This window comes from Stenotrophomonas maltophilia group sp. Smal13 (assembly GCF_030236855.1).
In the GTDB taxonomy this organism is placed as follows: domain Bacteria; phylum Pseudomonadota; class Gammaproteobacteria; order Xanthomonadales; family Xanthomonadaceae; genus Stenotrophomonas; species Stenotrophomonas maltophilia_A.
Genome location: NZ_JASJSQ010000015.1, coordinates 17,420 through 37,948, shown reverse-complemented (window position 1 = coordinate 37,948; position 20,529 = coordinate 17,420). Strand labels below are relative to the sequence as shown.

18 protein-coding genes are annotated in these 20,529 nt (G+C 67.3%); 9 read left to right on the top strand and 9 right to left on the bottom strand.

Features of this window, described 5'->3' with window-relative positions; genetic code table 11:
• Nucleotides 1-64: 64 nt before the first annotated feature.
• The 3 genes from QRO95_RS07530 (at nt 65) to QRO95_RS07520 (ending at nt 5,454) form a co-directional block, all read left to right on the top strand.
• The gene (locus QRO95_RS07530) at nt 65-2,737 is read left to right on the top strand and encodes a polysaccharide deacetylase family protein (protein ID WP_285302177.1); all 2,673 of its coding nucleotides are present in this window, start codon (nt 65-67) and stop codon (nt 2,735-2,737) included.
• A 3-nt stretch (nt 2,738-2,740) separates the two neighbouring features.
• Entirely contained in the window at nt 2,741-4,090 is a 1,350-nt protein-coding gene (mnmE, locus tag QRO95_RS07525; RefSeq protein ID WP_285302176.1) for a tRNA uridine-5-carboxymethylaminomethyl(34) synthesis GTPase MnmE, read from the top strand.
• Nucleotides 4,091-4,338: 248 nt separating this feature from the next.
• Complete coding sequence (locus QRO95_RS07520) at nt 4,339-5,454, top strand: glycerophosphodiester phosphodiesterase (RefSeq protein ID WP_285302175.1); 1,116 nt, start codon at nt 4,339-4,341, stop codon at nt 5,452-5,454.
• A gap of 145 nt (nt 5,455-5,599) precedes the next feature.
• On the opposite strand, the gene QRO95_RS07515 is transcribed toward QRO95_RS07520, so the two are convergent.
• Together QRO95_RS07515 and QRO95_RS07510 are read right to left on the bottom strand one after the other, a co-directional pair.
• Nucleotides 5,600-6,370 carry a rhomboid family intramembrane serine protease gene (locus tag QRO95_RS07515; protein ID WP_285302173.1) on the bottom strand — a complete coding sequence of 257 codons (771 nt, stop codon included), beginning with the start codon at nt 6,368-6,370 and terminating at the stop codon, nt 5,600-5,602.
• Nucleotides 6,371-6,476: 106 nt separating this feature from the next.
• On the bottom strand, nt 6,477-7,439 hold the full coding sequence (locus QRO95_RS07510; protein ID WP_032128501.1) for a TerC family protein: 963 nt from the start codon (nt 7,437-7,439) through the stop codon (nt 6,477-6,479).
• A 407-nt stretch (nt 7,440-7,846) separates the two neighbouring features.
• Here QRO95_RS07510 and QRO95_RS07505 point away from each other — a divergent pair, with 407 nt between their 5' ends.
• A complete protein-coding gene (locus tag QRO95_RS07505) occupies nt 7,847-9,016 on the top strand; it encodes a class I SAM-dependent rRNA methyltransferase (RefSeq protein WP_285302172.1) in 1,170 nt (389 codons plus the stop codon).
• 178 nt (nt 9,017-9,194) lie between these two features.
• The gene (locus tag QRO95_RS07500) at nt 9,195-10,436 is read left to right on the top strand and encodes a dipeptidase (RefSeq protein ID WP_285302171.1); all 1,242 of its coding nucleotides are present in this window, start codon (nt 9,195-9,197) and stop codon (nt 10,434-10,436) included.
• Between the two features lie 92 nt (nt 10,437-10,528).
• On the opposite strand, the gene QRO95_RS07495 is transcribed toward QRO95_RS07500, so the two are convergent.
• The 5 genes from QRO95_RS07495 to QRO95_RS07475 form a co-directional block, all read right to left on the bottom strand.
• The gene (locus QRO95_RS07495; RefSeq protein WP_032128498.1) at nt 10,529-11,956 is read right to left on the bottom strand and encodes an amino acid permease; all 1,428 of its coding nucleotides are present in this window, start codon (nt 11,954-11,956) and stop codon (nt 10,529-10,531) included.
• A gap of 177 nt (nt 11,957-12,133) precedes the next feature.
• The gene (locus QRO95_RS07490) at nt 12,134-12,823 is read right to left on the bottom strand and encodes a suppressor of fused domain protein (RefSeq protein ID WP_219629534.1); all 690 of its coding nucleotides are present in this window, start codon (nt 12,821-12,823) and stop codon (nt 12,134-12,136) included.
• Between the two features lie 5 nt (nt 12,824-12,828).
• Nucleotides 12,829-13,257: a hypothetical protein gene (locus tag QRO95_RS07485; RefSeq protein ID WP_285302170.1), complete on the bottom strand. Its 429-nt coding sequence runs from the start codon at nt 13,255-13,257 to the stop codon at nt 12,829-12,831.
• Nucleotides 13,254-13,883 carry a leucine efflux protein LeuE gene (leuE, locus tag QRO95_RS07480; protein ID WP_005411716.1) on the bottom strand — a complete coding sequence of 210 codons (630 nt, stop codon included), beginning with the start codon at nt 13,881-13,883 and terminating at the stop codon, nt 13,254-13,256. The genes QRO95_RS07485 and leuE overlap by 4 nt, the downstream gene beginning before the upstream one ends.
• A 15-nt stretch (nt 13,884-13,898) precedes the next feature.
• Nucleotides 13,899-14,870, bottom strand: a complete 972-nt coding sequence (locus QRO95_RS07475) for a LysR family transcriptional regulator (protein WP_121504956.1) — start codon at nt 14,868-14,870, stop codon at nt 13,899-13,901.
• A 91-nt stretch (nt 14,871-14,961) separates the two neighbouring features.
• Between QRO95_RS07475 and QRO95_RS07470 the strand changes: the two genes are divergently transcribed.
• Nucleotides 14,962-15,969 (top strand): zinc-binding alcohol dehydrogenase family protein, encoded by a 1,008-nt coding sequence (locus QRO95_RS07470; RefSeq protein WP_285302169.1) that lies wholly within the window; start codon nt 14,962-14,964, stop codon nt 15,967-15,969.
• Nucleotides 15,970-16,090: 121 nt separating this feature from the next.
• Here QRO95_RS07470 and QRO95_RS07465 read toward each other — a convergent pair whose 3' ends face one another.
• Nucleotides 16,091-16,696 (bottom strand): glutathione S-transferase family protein, encoded by a 606-nt coding sequence (locus QRO95_RS07465; RefSeq protein WP_285302168.1) that lies wholly within the window; start codon nt 16,694-16,696, stop codon nt 16,091-16,093.
• Nucleotides 16,697-16,741: 45 nt separating this feature from the next.
• Between QRO95_RS07465 and rmuC the strand changes: the two genes are divergently transcribed.
• The 3 genes from rmuC (at nt 16,742) to QRO95_RS07450 (ending at nt 19,430) form a co-directional block, all read left to right on the top strand.
• The gene (rmuC, locus tag QRO95_RS07460) at nt 16,742-18,277 is read left to right on the top strand and encodes a DNA recombination protein RmuC (protein WP_049400349.1); all 1,536 of its coding nucleotides are present in this window, start codon (nt 16,742-16,744) and stop codon (nt 18,275-18,277) included.
• Between the two features lie 71 nt (nt 18,278-18,348).
• A complete protein-coding gene (locus tag QRO95_RS07455; protein WP_071228677.1) occupies nt 18,349-18,747 on the top strand; it encodes a hypothetical protein in 399 nt (132 codons plus the stop codon).
• 137 nt (nt 18,748-18,884) lie between these two features.
• Nucleotides 18,885-19,430, top strand: coding sequence for a glutathione peroxidase (locus QRO95_RS07450; RefSeq protein ID WP_010487473.1), 546 nt, complete (start codon nt 18,885-18,887; stop codon nt 19,428-19,430).
• Nucleotides 19,431-19,514: 84 nt separating this feature from the next.
• Here QRO95_RS07450 and QRO95_RS07445 read toward each other — a convergent pair whose 3' ends face one another.
• Nucleotides 19,515-20,528: a VacJ family lipoprotein gene (locus QRO95_RS07445; RefSeq protein WP_049420935.1), complete on the bottom strand. Its 1,014-nt coding sequence runs from the start codon at nt 20,526-20,528 to the stop codon at nt 19,515-19,517.
• Between the last annotated feature and the right edge of the window lies 1 nt (nt 20,529).

The following is a 20,529-nucleotide window of genomic DNA, read 5'->3' as shown; positions in this document are numbered from 1 at the left end:
GCGGGCTTTTCGCATGCGGCGTTAGAATCGCCGGCACACCGTTCCTCCCACCTTCGAGTCCACCATGCCGCGTGCGTCGTCGTTCCGCCTGTTCCTGCCCTCGCTGTTGTTGACGCTGGTTGTTGCCGGCTGCGGCGACAAGGACGCGAAGGCACCGGTAACCGGCGTGACCCAGCCCAGCGCGCAGGCCGCGGCCGCCGCCGACCCGGCCGCCGCGCCGTTGCTGGCTGCGCTGCAGAAGCAGCTCGACGGTTACCGTCGGATCATCGTGCTGCTGGCCGACGAAGAACAGCAGTCGGCCGCCGACCGCGGCACCTCCACGCGTGTGGGCCAGCAGCTGTTCCATGATGGCCTGGAGCAACGTACGGCCATCGCCGCGCAGTTCGACACCCTGCTGCGCGGTTCCAGTCCGCAGCGCTTCGCCACCCTGGGTACCGTGCTGGACTACATCGAGTCCGCGCCGGAACTGTTCGATGCCGACCGCCTGGCCTTCCGCGAAGTGCTGCGTGATCTGCATGAGCGGGTCGGTACCGATTCGTCGCTGCCGGCGGTGAAGCTGCACCAGCGCATCGGCGAGGACCTGGAGGCGCTCGACGAGATCGAACGCAACTACAACCAGGAACTGACCCGCATCTTCAGCCGCTTCGAGCGCACCCGCGCCATCGAGCTGAAGCGCGAGAAGTGGGACGATTACATCGCGCACCTGCACAAGGACTACAGCCGCGAAGCGATCCTGCGCGACTACGGGGTGATCGAGCCGTACCCGATGTCCATGAAGGACAGCGACCGCGAAATCTTCGGCCGCGACCTGCCGGCCAAGACCGTGGTGCTGACCTTCGACGATGGCCCGCACAAGGCCTACACCGATGAAGTGGTGGCCATCCTCAAGCGCTACGACGTGCCGGGCGTGTTCTTCGAAGTGGGCCGAAACCTGGGCAAGGTCGAGGCCGATGGCAAGGTCAGCCTGGGCCCGATGGCGAAGATCAGCCGTAACCTGATGGAGGAGGGCTATGCGGTCGGCAACCACAGCCTGACCCACGCCCAGCTGTCGCGCACCACCGGCGACGCGCTGCGCCAGCAGGTGCTGGACACCGACACGCTGCTGAAGGACGTGGACAGCAAGCGCGCGCCGCTGTTCCGCTTCCCGTACGGCGCGCGCAACGCCGAAGGCCTGCAGCTGCTCAACGAGGCCGGGCTGAAGTCGATCATGTGGAACATCGACTCGATGGACTGGGCCGACCCGGTACCGGAGTCGATCGTGCAGCGCGTGCTCGACCAGGTGAACAAGGAACAGCGCGGCATCATCCTGTTCCACGACATCCACGATCGTGCGGTGAAGGCGCTGCCGCAGATCCTCGACCGGCTGATCGCCGATGGCTACCAGTTCGCCGGCTGGAATGGCCGCGACTTCACCGTCGCCCGTGCGCGAAAGGGCGACGCCGGTGCCGCCACCGTCACCACCGGCTACGAGAAGTCATGGGCGATCGTGGTCGGCATCGACAACTACGCCAAGTGGCCGAAGCTGGAATACGCCAGCCATGATGCTCAGGCAGTGGCCGATACCTTGACCGGGCAGTTCGGCTTCCCGTCCTCGCAGGTGATCGTGCTGAAGAACGAGCAGGCCACCCGCAACAACATCCTGGCCGCCTTCCACGACCGCCTGGCCGACGACCGCACCGGTAAGAACGATCGCGTGTTCGTGTTCTTCGCCGGTCATGGCGCGACCCGCCAGCTCGCCTCCGGGCGCGACCTCGGCTACATCATTCCGGTCGATTCGGATCCGAAGGAATTTGCCACCGACGCGATCGCGATGACCGACATCCAGAACATCGCCGAAAGCATGCAGGCCAAGCATGTGATGTTCGTGATGGATGCCTGCTACAGCGGCCTGGGCCTGACCCGTGGCGGTCCCTCGTCGTCGTCGTTCCTGCGCGAGAACGCGCGACGCAGCGCGCGGCAGATGCTGACCGCCGGTGGTGCCGACCAGCAGGTGGCCGATGCCGGCCCCAACGGCCATTCGGTGTTCACCTGGGTGCTGCTGCAGGCGTTGGCCGGCAAGGGTGACCTCAATGGCGATGGCCTGATCACTGGCACCGAACTGGCCGCCTACGTGGCGCCGGCGGTGTCCGCGGTCTCGCACCAGACGCCGGCCTTCGGCAGCCTGCCCGGTTCGCAGGGCGGCGAGTTCGTGTTCCAGGTGCCGGACAGCCAGGAATTCCTCAACGCCGATACGCGCCAGCTGACCGCCGATGCGATCGCGCTGAACAACAAGGTGGATGCCGCCAGCGAGGCCAAGGGCAGCCAGGCACCGGTAACCGTGGCCGACCTGCAGGGTGGCAAGGCCAAGCTGGTGGTGCCCACCGCCGGCCCGGCGTCCGACCGCCAGCGCGCGCAGCAGGCCAATGACCGTGGCCTGCAGCTGTACCGCGAGAAGCAGTACGACGAAGCGGTAGCCCAGTTCACCGAGGCGCTGAAGCTGCGCCCGGACTTCGCCCAGGCCGCCAACAACCTCGGCTTCGTCTACTACCGCCAGCAGCGCTATGCCGAAGCGGCGCGCTGGCTGGAGAACACACTGAAGATCGACCCCTCGCGCGCCGTGGCCTATCTCAACCTGGGCGACGCCTACTTCAACGCCGGCGACAAGGCCAAGGCCAAACAGGCCTACACCACCTACCTGGCGCTGCAGCCGCAGGGCAGCGGCGCGGCCCAGGCGCGTGCGCAGCTGGAGAAACTCTGAGCCATGAACGACGCGATCCGCACCGACACCATCGTGGCCATCGCCAGCGCGCCCGGCGCCGGCGGTGTCGGCCTGCTGCGCCTGTCCGGCCCGCGCGCTGCAGCGATTGCCAATGCGCTGGGTGCACCTGCACTGCGTCCGCGCCACGCGCACTACGCGCGCCTGCGTGATGCCGACGGCGAGGTCATCGACGATGGCATCGTGCTGTGGTTCCCGGCACCGAACAGCTTCACCGGCGAAGAGGTGGTGGAACTGCAGGGCCATGGCAGTCCGGTGCTGTTGCAGCAACTGGTCGCGCGCTGCATCGCGCTCGGTGCGCGCCAGGCGCGCCCGGGTGAGTTCAGCGAACGCGCGTTCCTCAACGGCAAGCTCGACCTGGCCCAGGCTGAGGCCATCGCCGACCTGATCGCCGCGGGTGACAACCGCGCCGCACGCGCTGCACGCCGTTCGCTGGACGGCGTGTTCTCCCGCCGCATCGACGCGGTGGTCGAGCAGTTGGTGCTGCTGCGCATCCATGTGGAAGCAGCGATCGACTTCGCCGACGAACCGCTGGATACGCTTGGTGGGGCACAGGTGCGGCGTGGCCTGGAGCAGGCGCGCGGCGATCTTGCCCTGCTGCGGCGGGATGCCGAGCGCGGCCGCCGCCTGCGCGATGGCCTGCATGCGGTGCTGATCGGGCCGCCGAATGCCGGCAAGAGTTCATTGCTCAATGCGCTGGCCGGCAGCGAACGCGCCATCGTCACCGACATCGCCGGCACCACCCGCGACACCCTGCGCGAGACCATCCGCCTGGACGGCCTGGAGCTGACCCTGGTCGACACCGCGGGCCTGCGCGACGGTGGCGACGCCATCGAACGCGAAGGCATGCGCCGCGCGCATGTGGAAATCGAGCGTACGGACCTGGCGCTGATCGTGCTGGATGCGCGCGATCCAGCGGCCGGCGAAGCGGCGCTGGGCGATGCCGTGGCGGCGGTGCCGCACAAGGTCTACATCCACAACAAGTCGGATCTGCTGACGGCGCTGCCGACGCTGGACGATCCGGATTGCGTGTTCGTCTCGGCGGCCACCGGTGCTGGCCTGGACGACCTGCACGCGCGCCTGCGCTCGATTGCGTCGGCCGGGGCAGGCGAGCAGGTGGATGGCGAGTTCTCCGCGCGCACCCGCCACGTCGATGCGATCGAGCGCGCGCAGGAACATGCGCAGCGCGCCGATGGTGAGCTGGCGCATGAGCACCTGGAACTGGCTGCCGAGGAACTACGGCTGGCGCATGATGCGCTGGGCGAGATCACCGGGCAGATGAGTGCCGATGACCTGCTGGGAAGGATCTTCTCCAGCTTCTGCATCGGCAAGTAAGGTCGGGGTCAGATCCCCGGAGGGATCTCTGACCCCGTCATCGATCAATCGCGCGGCTCATGCTCTGGCAGGCGCCAACCTTCGCTCTGGTAGGTGCCAACCTTGGTTGGCACAGGACGCCCGGGGTCGTGGACGCCGGCTGGCAGAGCGCCGACCAAGGTCGGCGACTACCGGATCCATGGGGTCCCCCGCCTGTCACATTGCCGCCGCATACTGACGCCCATCACATACCGCTTGGGGAAGTCGCAGTGAAGTCGTGGGGTTGTGCGTTGCTGTTGTCGCTGGCCGTGGCACCATCGGTGGCCATGAGTGCTGAATCCTCCACCCCGGCCGCACACAAGGTGTCGGTCTATGGCCACCGCGGGGCAAGCGCACTGCTGCCCGAGCACACCCTGGCGGCCTACGCGCAGGCCATCGCCGATGGCGCCGACTACATCGAACCGGACCTGGTCATGACCAAGGACGGGGTGATGGTGGCCCGCCACGAGAACGAGATCAGTGGCACCACCGATGTCGCCTCGCATCCCGAATTCGCCAGCCGCCGCACCAGCAAGGTCATCGACGGGCAGAAGGTCGATGGCTGGTTCACCGAAGACTTCACCCTGGCCGAGCTGAAGACGCTGTACGCACGTGAGCGCCTGCCGGAACTGCGCAGCACCGCCTACGATGGCCAGTTCCGCATCGCCAGCCTCGACGAGATCCTTGCGTTCCTGGTGCAGCAGGCCGGCCGCGCCAACCGCGGCATCGGCCTGGTGCCGGAGATCAAGCATCCGACTTACTTCCAGTCGATCGGCCTGCCGATGGAAGACAAGCTCCTGACCGCGCTGCGCGGCAACGCCTATACCAACGTGGGCCCGGTCACCATCCAGTCGTTCGAGACCGCCAACCTGCGCTACCTGCGCGGCAAGATCGGGCGGGGCAGCAACATCCGCCTGCTGCAGCTGCTTTGGAAAGGCGATACCCAGCCGGCCGACATCGCCAAGGCCGGTGGCAAGCTGACCTACGCGCAGATGATGACGCCGGCCGGACTGAAGGACATTGCCAGCTACGCCGACAGCATCGGCCCGGAGCTGCGCTCGATCATTCCGCTGGACGCCAAGGGTGCACTGGGGACACCGACCACGCTGGTACAGGACGCACATGCAGTGGGCCTGATGGTGATTCCGTATACCTTCCGCCCGGAGAACCATTTCCAGGCCAGCAACCTGCGCAAGGGCGCCGACAACGCGCGCAATGCCGAGGGGTCAATTGCCGAGATGCGCGCCTACCTGGCCACCGGCATCGATGCCTTCTTCACCGACGACCCGGCACTGGGCCGGCAGGCGGTGGATGGCATGGGCGCGGCGGGGAATGCGGCGAACTGACCGGCCAATGCCGCCGGGCATGGCCCGGCGCTACCGGATGTGACGGAATGCTCTGGTAGTTGCCAACCTTGGTTGGCATGCAGCGGGAGCGCCGACCAAGGTCGGCCACTACCGGGTCATGAAGGTGCCGGACCCCGTCACCCGATCAACTGCGCGGCTCGTCCGGCCGGCGGAACGGGATCACCACGTAGTCCTGGCCCTCGCGCGGCTGCCACAGCACCGGCACGCGCTGCGGTGACGGCGGCTCCAGCTCGTCGTCGGCCAGCGGTTCGACGTCTTCTTCTTCGTCTTCCCAGCTGTAGCGCGGGCGCGGCGGCAGCGGGTCGGCGTTGCGGAACAGCAGCGCAGCAATGATGCCGGCGAAGGCGCCGCCCATGTGCGACTGCCAGGACACACCATCGGCGTGCGGCAGGATGGTCATCAGCATGCCGCCGTAGAACAGCATGCCGATCAGGCCGGTGGCGATGGCCGCGCGATCGCGGCGCAGCAGGCCCAGGCTGGCCAGCAGGAACATCAGGCCGTGGGTCACGCCGCTGGCGCCCAGGTGCACGCTGCCCGGATTGCCCAGCATCCACGCACCGATGCCCGAGCCCAGCCACAGCAGGGGCAGGGCGCGCACGGTGGCTTTCGGGTAGACGCTGCCAGCCAGCGTGCCGAGGATCAGGATCGCGATGCTGTTGGCGGCGATGTGCTCGACCGAGGCATGCAGCATCGGGCCGCCGATCAGGCCAAGCAGGCCCTTGGCTTCCAGCGGCGCGACCGCCCACGGTCGCCAATCGAACGTGCCCTGCAGGGCGAACACGGCCACCAGCACCAGCACGGCGGCCAGGCTGACATTGAACGCCCGCAGGATGCGCGAGCGGTCATTGCGGGGGGCCGGCACGTCGCCAGCGGGCAGGGGCACGTTGTTGTTCATACCTCAGCAATGGCGGTGGTTGGCGCGAAACCAAGGCCACCGCCGCGGGAGAGTGGAAACGGCCGGCGGGACAATCCCACCGGCCGCGCCATCCAGCGGGTCAGGCTCAGGCCTGGCCTTCGCCTTCCTTCGGCGGGTACTTCAGGCTCAACACCACGGTAGCGGCGATGATCACCGCCACCACGCCCAGCGAGATCGGGGTCGGGATCTTGAACAGGTCGATGATCATCATCTTGATGCCGATGAAGCCCAGCACCAGCGCCAGGCCGTACGGCAGCAGGTGGAAGCGGTCGGCCATGCCGGCCAGCAGGAAGAACATCGCACGCAGGCCCAGCACCGCGAACACATTGGAAGTGAGCACGATGAACGGGTCGGTGGTGATCGCGAAGATCGCCGGGATGCTGTCCACGGCGAAGATCACGTCGGTGACCGCGATCAGGATCAGCACCGCGAACAGCGGGGTGAACCAACGCACGCCGTCGCGCTTCACGCTCATCGCGTTGCCGGCGTAATCCGGCAGCAGGCGCAGGTGCTTGCGCATCCAGCGCAGGGCGGGGTTGGCCTCCAGGTCCGGCTCCTGCCCGGCGGCGAACCACATCTTCCAGCCGGTGAACAGCAGGAAGGCGCCGAACACGTAGAGCAGCCAATGGAACTGGGTGATCAGCACGCTGCCGGCGAAGATCATGATCGTACGCAGCACGATCGCGCCCAGGATGCCGATGATCAGCACCTTCTGGCGCTGCTCCTCCGGCACCGCGAAGTAGCTCATGATCATCAGGAAGACAAAGATGTTGTCGACCGCCAGCGCCTTCTCGACCAGGTAGCCGGTCAGGAATTCGAGGCCGACCTTGTTGGCCACCACCTGGCCCGCGGTCTCATTCAGGTAGTACCAGAGGCCCGCATTGAACAGCAGGGCCAGCGCGACCCAGCCGATGGACCACCACAGGGCCTCCTTGAAGGTGACCTTGTGCGGCCCACCATGGCGCATCAACACGAGGTCGACCAGCAGGGCGATGACCACCACCGCTGCGAAGCCGCCCCACAACCACACGTTACCGATCGTCTGCATTGGGAATGTCCGTTGGAAAGATGAATGCCAGGCCGGACGGCGAGGATCTGCAACGGAGGATCGGGAGGGGGATCCAGGGACAGAGCTTCGCCAGTACGGCGAAGGTCTCGCTCGCAGTTCCAGTCGCCTGGAACTGCCGTTGCACCGGAGCCTGCGGGCTCGAAATGACGGCGACAACGTCTGGGAGCTACTCCCCTTCTGGCGCCGATTCTGCGGCCTGGCCGGGCTGCCGTCAAATGCCGGGTGGCCGGGGCCCCCGCCCTGGTAGATGCCAACCTTGGTTGGCACGCCGGCCGGCCCGCCCTGGTAGGTGCCAACCTTGGTTGGCACGCCTTGCCCGGGCCGTTCAGCAACGCCCGTCGAGCCAGCTCGACTCTACGAAAGCGCCCCCCGGCTACAATAGGTGGATGAATACCCCCCTTCCGATTGTCCGCCTCAAGAATGCGTGGCGTTCCAGCCACCCGTGGATCTTCCAGAAACTGGTCGAGAAGCCGACCGTCCGGCCCAAGCCCGGTTCCATCGTCGACGTGGTCGGCATCGACGGCGAGTTCATTGGTCGCGGGTTCTACAACGGGCACTCGCGCATTGCCGTGCGCATCCTTGAAACCGACCAGAACGTGCCGGTGGATGCCGGCTGGTTCTCGCACAAGATCGCCCAGGCGGTGTCGCTGCGCCGTGAGGTGCTGAAGCTCGACGCGGTGTCCGACGCCTGGCGCGTGGTGCACAGTGAGGGCGATGGCTTGTCCGGCCTGGTGGTGGACCGCTACGGCGATCTGGTGGTGGTCGAATTCTTCGCCGCCGGCATGTTCCGCCACCGCGAGTGGATCTACGACGCCCTGCGCGAGCAGTTCCCGGGCTGCCGCTTCCACAGCTTCGCCGACGAGCACGTGCAGAAGCAGGAAAGCTTCGACTTCCACGGCAACACCACCACCGAAGCGGCGGTGATCACCGAGTACGGCATCAAGTTCCGCGCTGACCCGGCCGGTGCGCACAAGACCGGCTTCTTTGCCGACCAGCGCGAGAACCGCGAGTGGCTGAGCCAGCAGGTGGAAGGCAAGAGCGTGCTCGACCTGTGCTGCAACACCGGCGGTTTCGCCGTGTACGCAGCGGCGCGTGGTGCCACTGAAGTGGTCGGCATCGACATCGATGAAGACGTCATCCAGATCGCCAAGGGCAATTCGCGCCTGAACAACGTGCGCCCGAAGTTCGTCCAGTCCGACATCTTCCCGTGGCTGCGCGACGCCGCCAACCGCGGTGAGCAGTACGACGTGGTGATCCTGGACCCGGCGAAGATGACCCGCGACCGCGACCAGGTCATCACTGCGCTGAAGAAGTACCTGGACATGAACAAGCTGGCGCTGGGCGTGGTCAAGCCCGGTGGCCTGTTCGCCACGTTCTCCTGCACCGGCCTGGTGGCCGAGGACCAGTTCCTCGACATGCTGCGCCGCGCGGCCTATTTCTCCGGCCGCACGATCCAGATCCTGAAGGTGGCCGGCGCCGGTCCGGACCATCCGTTCATGGCCCACGTGCAGGAATCGCGTTACCTCAAGGCCGTGTTCTGCCGCGTGGTGGACTGACGGTCCGCTTCTGCGTTCGCCGGGCATGAATCATGTCCACTGCCCGGCGGTCAACTTTCCGCGCATTGCGATGCGTTCGTGAAAGTGGCGCCCCATTGATGAGGGGGCGCAGCTCGACTCTACAAATCCGCGGGCCGCAGCGCTATGGTCGGGCTCTTCCCATTGCCGGTGAGAGCCCATGCCATCGTTGCGCCACCTGTCCGTCGTGCTTGCCCTGGCGCTGTGCGCGCCGCTGTCGGCTCATGCCATCGAGTTCAGCGCACAGGAGCTGGCGCGCGCCAAGGCCCTGCAGCAGCGCCTGGTCACCCTCGACAGCCACCTGGATACGCCGGCCAATTTCGGCCGAACGGGCTTCGACATCGAGCAGCGTCACGACCGCAACGCGCTTTCGCAGGTCGACTACCCGCGCATGGTCGAAGGTGCGCTGGACGGCGGTTTCTGGGCGATCTACACCGATCAGGGCGACCGCAGCCCCGCCGCGCACCTCGCCGAGCGTGACCATGGCCTGCAGCGGCTGCTGGAGATCCGCGAAATGCTGGCGGCCAACCCCGAGCGCTTCGCGCTGGCATTGACCGCCGATGACGCGGCGCGGATCAAGGCCGCCGGCAAGCGCGTGGTCTACATCAGCATGGAAAACGCCAGCCCGCTGGTGGAAGACCCGAGCCTGCTGTCGTTCTACCACCGCGCCGGCCTGCGCCTGCTCAGCACCGTGCACTTCGCCAACAACGAGTTTGCCGATTCGGCCACCGACCCCAAAGGGGCGGAGTGGAAAGGCCTGAGCCCGGCGGGCAAGGATCTGGTGCGGCAAGCAGTGAAGCTGGGCATCGTGATCGACCAGTCGCATGCGTCCGACGCGGTGTTCGACGACCTGCTGGCGATGATGCCGGTGCCGTTCGTGCTGTCGCACAGCTCGGCCAAGGCGGTCTACGACCACCCGCGCAATCTGGATGACGCGCGCCTGCGCAAGCTGGCCAAGGCCGGCGGCGTGATCCAGGTGAACGCCTATGGCGGCTACCTGATCGACACCGCAAAGACGCCCGAGCGCAAGCAGGCCGAGGAAGCGCTGAGCAAGCAGCTGGGTGGCTGGGAAGGCATGGGCATCGAACAGGGCGTTGCCCTGCTGAAGGCCGAGCAGGCGCTGGACCACGAGCACCCGGTGCGCCATGCCAGCCTCGACGACTTCTTCGCCCACTTCGAGCACATCCTCAAGGTGGTCGGCCCCGAGCACGTGGGCATCGGCCTGGACTGGGATGGCGGCGGTGGCCTGAGCGACCTGCCCGATGTCAGCCAGCTGCCGAAGATCACCGCGTGGCTGCTGCGCAAGGGCTATACCGAGGAGCAGATTGCCGGCATCTGGGGCGGCAACCTGCTGCGGGTGATGCGCCAGGCGCAGGACTACGCTGCAAAGCAGGGCGGTTGACCGCCCTGCGGTAGTGCCGGCCGCTGGCCGGCATTGCCCGTATCAACAGGATGCGAGGTGCCGGCCAGCGGCCGGCACTACCGGTGATCCGGTTATTTCGCGATCAGCGCGTGGCGGCGGCTGTACAGGAAGTACAGCACCAGGCCGGCCAGGTTCCACAGCAGGAAGTACAGCTGGGTGCTGTGCGGCAGGCTGAGGAACAGGTAGATGCAGCCCAGCGCGGCCAGCGGACCGACCACGAAGGCCAGCGGGGTACGGAAGGTACGTTCGCGGTTCGGCTCGCGCAGGCGCAGCACCACCAGGCAGATGCCCACGGCGGTGAACGCGGCCAGGGTGCCGGCATTGGCCAGGGCGGCGATCTCGTCCAGGCGGGCCACGCCGGCCAGCGCCGACACCACCACCGCGGTGAACAGCGTGGTCGCCACCGGCGTGCCGGTACGTGCGTTGACCTTGGACAGGCCACGCGGCAGCAGGCCATCGCGGCTCATCACGAAGAAGATGCGGCTCTGACCGTACAGGAAGGCCAGCAGCACCGTCGGCAGCGCGATGATCGCGATCACGCCGATCACCATCGCCGCGGTCGGATGGCCCAGCTGGCGCATGATCAGGGCCAGCGGCTCGGCGCTGTGGCCGAACACCGCGTAGCTCATCGCACCGACCGCGGCCAGCGCGACCAGCACGTAGACGATGGTGCAGCCGATCATCGAACCGATGATGCCGATCGACAGGTCGCGGCCGGGGTTCTTGGTTTCTTCGGCGGCGGTGGAGATCGCATCGAAGCCGTAGAAGGCGAAGAAGATGATCGCTGCCGCCGCCATTACGCCGTGTTCGACGCCATCAGGGCCCATCGACTTGGCAAAGCCATACGGCATGAACGGCTGCAGGTTGGCGCTGTCGAAGGCGGGCAGGGCCACGGCCACGAAAATGGCCAGCGCGATCAGCTTGAACACCACCAGGATGGCATTGAGGGTGGCGCTTTCCTTGGTGCCGGCCATCAGCATGCCGGCCACCAGCCAGGTGATGACGATCGCCGGCAGGTTGATCATGCCGCCTTCCACGTGCGGGCCGGCTGCGAGCCACGCTGGCAGGTGCACGTTCCAGCCGAACTGGGTGTGGACCCATTCGAGGAAGCCGACGAAGTAGCCGGACCAGCCCACCGCCACCGTACTCACCACCAGCGAGTACTCCAGGATCAGGCTCCAGCCCACCACCCAGGCGAACACCTCGCCCAGCGCACTGTAGCTGTAGGTGTAGGCACTGCCGGCGGCCGGCATCATCGTCGACAGCTCGGCGTAGGACAGTGCCGCGCAGGCGCACACCGCACCGGCGATGGCGAAGGAGATCAGCACGGCCGGGCCGGCCAGGTTTGCACCGACGCCGATCAGCGTGTAGATGCCGGTACCGACGATGGCGCCAATACCCAGCGCGATCAGGTGCGGCCAGCTGAGCGTCGGGATCAGGCGCCTGCCGGCTTCGTGGACGGTGACGGAATCTAGGGACTTGCGCCGGAACAGGGACATGCAGGCCTCGGAAGGGGTGACTAAGAACGACAAGTTCCCGAGTGTGACCGAACGCAGCGCAGCATTACCACTGACGGGGGTCATGCGAGGGTCAGATGCGTCACCGGCGCGGCTGTACTCCGAGCATTCTGCCGGAATCGGCACAAATGCCGGCAGGATTCGAAATGATTCGATCCCTCAAGGCGAGCCGGGAGGCGCTTGAAGCGTGAGAGCAGGGGCCAGATCGATGCTGACCCGCTGCGGATCGACCACCGGCGCCGCACCTTGGGTTCTCAACTGGGCCACCAGCACTTCGAAGCCCTGGGCGCGGCCGAACGCGTGCTCGTCCAGGGTCAACGGCAGCAGCTGCAGGAAGTCGAATCGTCCCGATGGCAGTTGCTGGGGTCCCGGGAAATGCAACGACGGAACGAAGACGGCCGCCTGCAGCATGCTCCCTGCGTGATCCACCGGCCCCCCCAGCTTCAGCCGGTCCCATGGCGCCAACGGATTGCCGGGCATGCGTGAGTGGCACAGCAGCAGGTGGTACGCGGTGAACCAGCGCAAGGTGGTCAGTGCCCAGGTCGCTTCTTCCTGCGTCTCAAGCATCAGTTCGATGCCCAACCCCGAATCGCCATCTTCGTGCCGCCCTTCCCAGGGGTTGGACAGGCCGGAGCTGACATAGATCCAGTGCCTTCGATCACCGTGCGGAGGGCAGGCATTGACGCCGACATGCAGCCAGCGCGGGTCGATCTGGTCCTGCTTGAAGACGTTGCGCAGCAGATCCATGTCGATCGGATAGATCCCCGGCCCGGTATCGCCGAACAACCGCCGGTACAGCGTCTCCTCCCGATATTCCCAGCTGCGCTCCAGCAGGGTGTCGTCGTCCATGGTGCTCACTCGGCCACCTTGCCGGGCCAGCGGCAGCCGTCTTCCTGCCAGGCCTCGACGTCATCGTGGAAGGTGGTGCGACGTCCGTCGCGGCTACGCTCGTAGCTCAGGTCCAGCACCAGCGCGCCCTGCGTGCTCAGCAGGTAGCGGCCGTTGAGGCGCCCGTTGATGCGCTCTTCCCAGACGCTGTCGAACTGGTAGGGGCGGTCTTCGGCCAGCACGGTGGTCTCCATCGAAACCTGCCGCAGCAGCAGGCGTTCGCGCTGCCCGGCATAGCGAACGTCGGCCTGGCCGTCATCCAGCCAACGCCATTCCAGATGGATGCCGTCATTGCGGCCGCCGCTCAGGCAGCGATGATCCTGCGCGGTGGCCGCTGGGGCGGTCGTGTTGGCCAGAAGCAGCAGGGCGCCCATCGCCGTCGACCAGGGTTTCATCCGTTCAGCCCCAACCGGATGCCGAACCCCACCAGGAACAGGCCGGCCACGCGGCGCAGCGCATCGCTGATTCGCGGGTGCTGGATCAGGCGGCGGCGGGCCAGGTTGCCCACGCCGATCAACATCGAGCAGTAGGCGATGCTGACCACCAGGATGATGCCCGCCAGCGCCGCGAAGGTAGCAATGCCCTGATGCGCCTTCGGATCGATGAACAATGGCAGGAAGGCCATGTAGAACAGGATCGCCTTCGGATTGAGCAGGCTGACCAGGATCGCCTGCTGGAAGTAGCGCCCCGGCTGCATGCGGATCGGGCCGGCGTCGCCGCCCTCGTGCTTCGGCGTGCGCAGCAGGCTGATGCCGACCCACACCAGGTAGGCCGCACCCAGGTACTGCACGGCGTGGAACACCAGCGGGTTGGCCTTGAGCAGCGCGGCTACGCCGGCCAGCGCCAGCCACATCAGGATCTGGTCACCGACCAGCAGGCCGGCCAACGCGGTGTAGCCGCCACGCACGCCACCCCGGCCCGTGGCGGTCAGCAGGGTGAAGGTGCCGGGGCCGGGCAGGGCGAGAAACACCAGCACAGCGACCAGAAATGTCCACAGGTCCTGGATGCCCATCCACGGCATGGCGGCGTTCTCTTGTTACGGGGGGCCGCCATTGTCGGCCAGTGCCGCCGTTGGCGACAGGGGGCGGGTGAGGCCAGTGGGCATGCCAGACAGCAGCGGTTGCAGGTGCTGGCGCAGCTGCGCATGCAGTTGCCGTACCGCTGGCGAGAACTGCTTGCGGTGCGGGCATACCAGCTGCAGCGGGATGCTGCTGCCAACACCATCGAGCAGCAGCTGCAGGCGCCCGGCCAGCACGTCCTCGCGCAGGTCCAGCCAGGACTTGTAAGTGATGCCTTCGCCGGCCACGGCCCAGCGTCGCACTACATCGGCGTCGTCGCAGACCAGCGGACCGCGCACCGGAATCACGCTGCGACGCCCGTCGACCTCGAATGACCAGCGATCGTAGGCGCGGCCGTTGAGTTGATAGACCAGGCAGTCGTGCTCGCGCAGATCCTCCAGGCGGGTGGGCGTGCCACGCCGCTGCAGGTAGCCGGGCGAGGCGGCCAGCACGCGTCGATTGCCTTCCAGCAGCGGCAGGGCGACGTAGTTGGCGTCGTCGAAGTGGCCGATGCGGATGGCCACGTCGACCGGGTCGCGGAATACATCGGCCACCTCGTCGGACAGGCGCAGGTGCAGGCGCAGCCGCGGGTGCGCAGCTCGGAAGGCGCTCAGCCAGGGCAGCAGCAGGTTGCGGCCGAGGTCCGAGGGCGCCGACAGCTGCAGGGTGCCGTGCAGCTCGGTGTCCTCGCCCTGCACGCGCGCCTGGCCCTCGCGCAGGGTGGCCAGTACCTCCTGCGCATACGGCAGGTACAGCGCACCCTCGCCGGTGAGGCGCAGGCTGCGGGTGGTGCGCACGAACAGGCGCAGGTCCAGCTCGCGTTCCAGCCGCGCCACCGCCGCGGCGACCTGTCCGGGCAGCAGGTCGGCCTCGCGCGCCGCCTGCGAGAAGCTGCCCAGTGCGGCAGTGCGGACGAACAGCTGCAGATCGTCGAAGCGGATCATCTTCATTGCCAGAGTGAAAGTGCTGCCCGATTCTGCGCCTTTCTGCGGGAGCGCGTGCGGCGCAACCTGTCGCCTCCTTCCCCACTGGACCGCTGCCATGCGCGCCATTGCCTACACCCAAGCCGGCCTGCCGATCGATGATGCCCAGGCCCTGATCGACATCGAACTGGAGCTGCCGCTGCCCGGCCCGCGTGACCTGCGCGTGGCGGTACGCGCGGTGGCGGTGAACCCGGTCGACACCAAGGTCCGTCGCGGCGTGACCACCGATGGCCCGCGCGTGCTGGGCTGGGATGCGGTCGGCATCGTCGACGCGGTGGGCAGCGAGGTGACCCTGTTCCAGCCCGGCGATGCGGTCTACTACGCCGGCGTCATCGATCGCCCGGGCAGCAATGCCGAGTACCAGCTGGTGGACGAGCGCAGCGTCGGCCGCAAGCCGGCCAGCCTCGACGATGCCGCCGCCGCCGCGCTGCCACTGACCGCGATCACCGCCTGGGAGCTGTTGTTCGACCGCCTGAGAATTCCCGAGGGTGGCGGCGAAGGCCAGACCCTGCTGGTGATCGGCGCTGCCGGCGGTGTCGGTTCGATCCTGGTGCAGCTGGCGCGGAAGCTGACGAAACTGACGGTGATCGGCACCGCCTCGCGTCCGGATACCCAGGACTGGGCGTACGCAATGGGCGCACACCATGTGATCGACCACAGCCTGCCGCTGGCCGAGGGCCTGGCGCGGCTCGGCATCAGCGAGGTGCAGCACGTGGCCAGCCTGACCCACTCCGACCAGCACTACGCGCAGATCGTGGAACTGCTGGCGCCGCAGGGCCAGCTGGGGCTGATCGATGATCCCGGCCAGGTCGACGTGATGGCGCTCAAGCGCAAGGCGTTGTCACTGCACTGGGAGTCGATGTTCACCCGGCCGCTGTACAAGACCGCCGACATGCAGCGCCAGCATGACCTGTTGAACCGGGTGGCCGAGCTGATCGACACAGGCGTGCTGCAGACCACCCTGGGCGAGCATTTCGGGCGCATCGACGCGGCCAACCTGCGGTGTGCCCACGCGCTGCTGGAGAGCCACCGCGCCAAGGGCAAGATCGTGCTGGAAGGCTGGTAAGGCCCGGTTTTTCCTGTGGAGCCGAGCCTGCGCCCGGCTCTACAGCGCTTCATCCACGCATGGCGTGGATCAGCCGTGTCGACCAAGGTCGACACCTGCCAACAGCTGCAGAAGCCACTGCTCAGGCCACACCGTTGTCGACGTACTCGGCGAAACCGGGCTGCTGGCGCAGGCGTTCGAACCAGGCATCTACGTGTGCCAGTACCGGCTTGCTGCCCGGCGTGCTGCGCCAGCGTTGGGTCGACAGCCCGAGCACGATGTCGGCGAGGGTGAAGGTGTTGCCCGCCACGTAGCCGTCGGTAGTGGCCAGCTGTGCATCAAGGACGCCCATCAGCCGGTTCCACTGCGCCAGGCTGGCCTCGGCACGGGCGTCATCCGGATAGTCCGGATGCTGGCGCACGCGCGCCATGAACACATGGCGCCATGCGCTGTTGAGGTCGCTGGCCTGCCAGTCCATCCACTGCTCCACCCGGGCCCGGTCCTTTGCTGCATGTGGCAGCAGATCCTCGCGACCGGCGCGTGCGGCCAGGTAGCGGCAGATGCTGTTGGATTCCCACAGCACGAAGTCGGCATCACGCAGCACCGGCACCTGCCGGTTGGGGTTCAGCGTGGCCAGCAGGTCCGGCGAGGGGGCCGGTTCGTGGTGCAGGGGCAGACCCAGCCCCACGCACAGCCACAGCACTTTACGCACATTGATGGAGGTGGGCTTTCCGTAGAGGACGACCATGGTCCTGACGCAGCAGTTGAGACTCGGCCAGCCTACACTTGCCCCATGCAAACCGAATATCTGCTCATTGGCGGCCTTCTATTGGCCGTGCTCATCCTGCAGCTGGTCGCCCTGCTGCGCCGCCCGCCGCATGACCGCCTGGAACAGGCGGTGCGCGAGGAGGCGCGGGCCGGGCGCAGCGAGCTGCGCGAACAGCTCGATGGCTTCGCCCGCGCGCTGACCGATCTGTCCACCCGCACCGACCAGCGCCTGGACCTGCTGCGCGAAGCGCTGGGCGAAGATGCCCGCAAGGCGCGCGCCGAAGCGGCCGAGAGCCAGCAGCGCGGCGCGGCGTTGATGGGACAGCGGCTGCAGGAGCTGCGCGGCCAGCTGGAGACCTTCGGCCAGCAGCAGGAAGCCCGCATCCATGCGTTTGGCCAGCAGCTGCAGGAGCTCACCGGGCGTACCGATACCCAGCTCGGCGCGCTGCGGCAGACCCTGGTGGACGATGCACGCAAGGGCCGCGAGGAGGGCGCGCAGTCGCAGCAGCGCCTGACTGAAAGCCTTGGCCTGCGCCTGCAGGAACTGACCCAGCGCAACGAGCAGCGCATCGCCGAGATGCGCACGACGCTGGAAGAGCAGCTGCGCGCGCTGCAGAGCGACAATGCGCAGAAGCTGGAACAGATGCGCGTGACGGTGGATGAGAAGTTGCAGTCCACCCTGGAAACACGCCTTGGCCAGTCCTTCAAACTGGTCTCGGAGCGCCTGGAACAGGTGCAGCGCGGCCTCGGCGAGATGCAGCAGCTGGCCACCGGCGTCGGTGACCTCAAGCGCGTGCTGACCAACGTCAAGACGCGCGGCAGCTGGGGTGAAGTACAGCTGGAGAACATCCTCGAGCAGACCCTGATCCAGGAGCAGTACGCGCGCGGGGTGAAGGTACGCCCGGATAGTGGCGAAATGGTCGACATCGCCGTGCGCCTGCCGGGCCGCAGCAGCGATGACACGCCGGTGTGGCTGCCGATCGACTCCAAGTTCCCACGCGAAGACTACGAGCGCCTGCTGGACGCACAGGAGCAGGGTGACGCCGAACTGGTACGCGTGCAGGGTGCGCAGCTGGAGCGTGCGGTGAAGGTGCAGGCCAAGTCGATCTGCGAGAAGTACATCGTGCCGCCGCACACCACCGACTTCGCGGTGATGTTCCTGCCTACCGAAGGCCTGTATGCCGAGGTGATCCGGCGCCCCGGCCTGGTCGATCTGCTGCAGCGCGACCACCGCGTGGTGGTCGCCGGGCCGACCACGATCACCGCACTGCTCAACAGCCTGCAGATGGGCTTCCGCACGCTGGCCATCGAGAAGCGGTCCAGCGAGGTGTGGAGCCTGCTGGGTGCGGTGAAGACCGAGTTCGGCAAGTTCGGTGATGTACTGGACAACGTGAAGGCCAAGCTGGACCAGGCCAGCAAGCAGATCGACCAGACCGGGGTGCGCACCCGCGCGATCGCCCGCAAGCTGAGGGATGTCGAGTCGCTGCCGGTTGAGCAGAGCCGCCAGTTGCTGCCGGACGCGCTGCCAGCAGAGGAAGGCAGTGACGGCGACGAGGCCTGAGCCACGCTGACACGCCGCCTGCATCGCCGATGCGTATGCTGGCGGCCTGTCCGCCTCGATCAGGTATCGTCATGCGCCTGCGCCGCTTCACCAGCCTTGTCCTGACCGCGCTGCTTGCCGCCTGCAGCAGCGCACCACCGGCTGCCGATACGACCGCGGCACCTGCCGCAGCCACCAGCCCTGAAGCGGCCGAGGCGTATCGCGAAGCGCGCGACGTCGACTGCCAGGCCGCCGGCGGCAGCCTGCAACGGCTGGGCCGGCTGCAACGCGAGCAGTGCGTGATTCCCTATGCCGATGCCGGCAAGGCCTGCAGCCGCAAAAGCGACTGCACGGGCCAGTGCCTGGCCGGTCCCGAGGTGGCCGCTGGCAGCGCCGCTACCGGTACCTGCCAGCGCGATGTGCGCCAGAACTTCGGCTGCCGCCAGCGCATTGATGACGGCAAGGCGCAGGGCACGATCTGCGTGGACTGATCGTAGTGCCGGCCACTGGCCGGCAACCGCATGAACCCTTGCGAACGGTCGCACGATTGCCGGCCAGCGGCCGGCACTACCGCCATCGCGTGGCGCTATGCTGGTGGGCCATTCCCCGCTGTTGCCGGAGCCCCCGCGTGAGCACCCCGATCCAGGACATTTCCCTCACCACCATCGACGGCCAGCCGTCCTCGCTTGCCGACTACCAGGGCAAGGTACTGCTGCTGGTCAACGTCGCCTCCAAGTGCGGCCTGACCCCGCAGTACGAAGGCCTGCAGGCGCTGTATGCGGAAAAGCACGCGCAGGGTCTGGAAGTACTGGGCTTCCCCGCCAACAACTTCCTCGGCCAGGAGCCGGGCAGCGAGGCGGAGATCCAGCAGTTCTGCCAGCTCACCTACGACGTCAGCTTCCCGATGTTCTCCAAGATCAGCGTGGCCGGTGACGATACCCATCCGCTGTACCAGCAGCTGACCGCCGCCCAGCCGCAGTCGATCGGCGAAGGCCCGCTGCGTGAGCGCCTGGCCAGCAAGGAGATCCCGATCCACGCAGCACCGGCGGTGCTGTGGAACTTCGAGAAGTTCCTGGTTGGCCGCGACGGCAAGGTCATCGCGCGTTTCGCCCCGGACGTGGCTGCCGATGACGCGCGCCTGCGCGAGGCCATCGAGGCAGCGCTGGCAGCCTGAGGAAAGCGTGCCAACCAAGGTTGGCACCTACCGGAAAAGAAAAACCCCGCCGAGGCGGGGTTTTTCATGCGCTGCAGACCGGACTCAGTGCGTCCACTGCGGCATCGGCATCGCATCGACCGGGATCGGCGAATTGGCATCGTCATGGCCACGGTCGCGCTTGCTGCGCAGATCGTTCTCGATCTGGTAGTTGCGGCGCTGCATCCACGCATCGCGTACCAGCGAGTACTCGTCCACGGCGGTGTCACGCAGGTCGTCGATCGCCAGCAGCTGCGCGCGGGTATCGACCAGCTGCATGCCCTGCAGGCCGATGCGGATCTTGTCCTCTTCGATGCGGCGGATCGGCGACAGCGGAATGTCACCGGCCAGGCCGAACACATCGCGCACGGTGCGAGGGCCGAAGAACGGCAGTTCCACGTAACGCGAACGACGCCAGCCCCAGGCACCCAGGGTCTGCCCGAAGTCCTCATTGCGACGCGGCACCATCGCCTTGCTGGCCGGATCGAACAGGCCGCCGATACCCAGCGTGCTGTTCATCAGGAAGCGGCCGAGGCTGTCCCACGCATCGGCACCGCGGCCCTGCAGCAGCTGGTTGGTGATGGTCACCGGTGCGCGCAGGTTGCTGAAGAAGTTGCTGACGCCGGTGCGGGCGAAGCGCGGCACCACGTGGGTGTAGGCCGTGGCCAGCGGGCGGGCGATGCCACGGTCAACCGCGTTGTTGAACGTGTGCACCTTGCGGTTGAACGGTTCCCACGGATCGTAGGCTGCCGCGCTGCCAGTGTTGCCGGCACCGCCGTAGAGGGCATCGAAGTCGTCGTCACCACCGGGGGCGGTCGCCGCCGCGGCCCTGGCCGCATCGGTGTCGGCGCTGCGGGCCGGTGCGGATGGCGGCGTGGCCGGCGCAGGTGCGGCAACCACGGCTGTTGCCGGTGCGGCATCGACCGTAGCGGTATCGGCGGTGGCGGCAGAGGCCTCGGCGATGGTGCTGGCCGGGACCACGGTGCTGGCTGCGGGCGCATCGCTGCGTGCGGGCTTGCCGGCGCAGGCGGTCAGGGCGGTGGCCAGGACGATCAGGGGGAAAGTGCGTACGACGTTCATG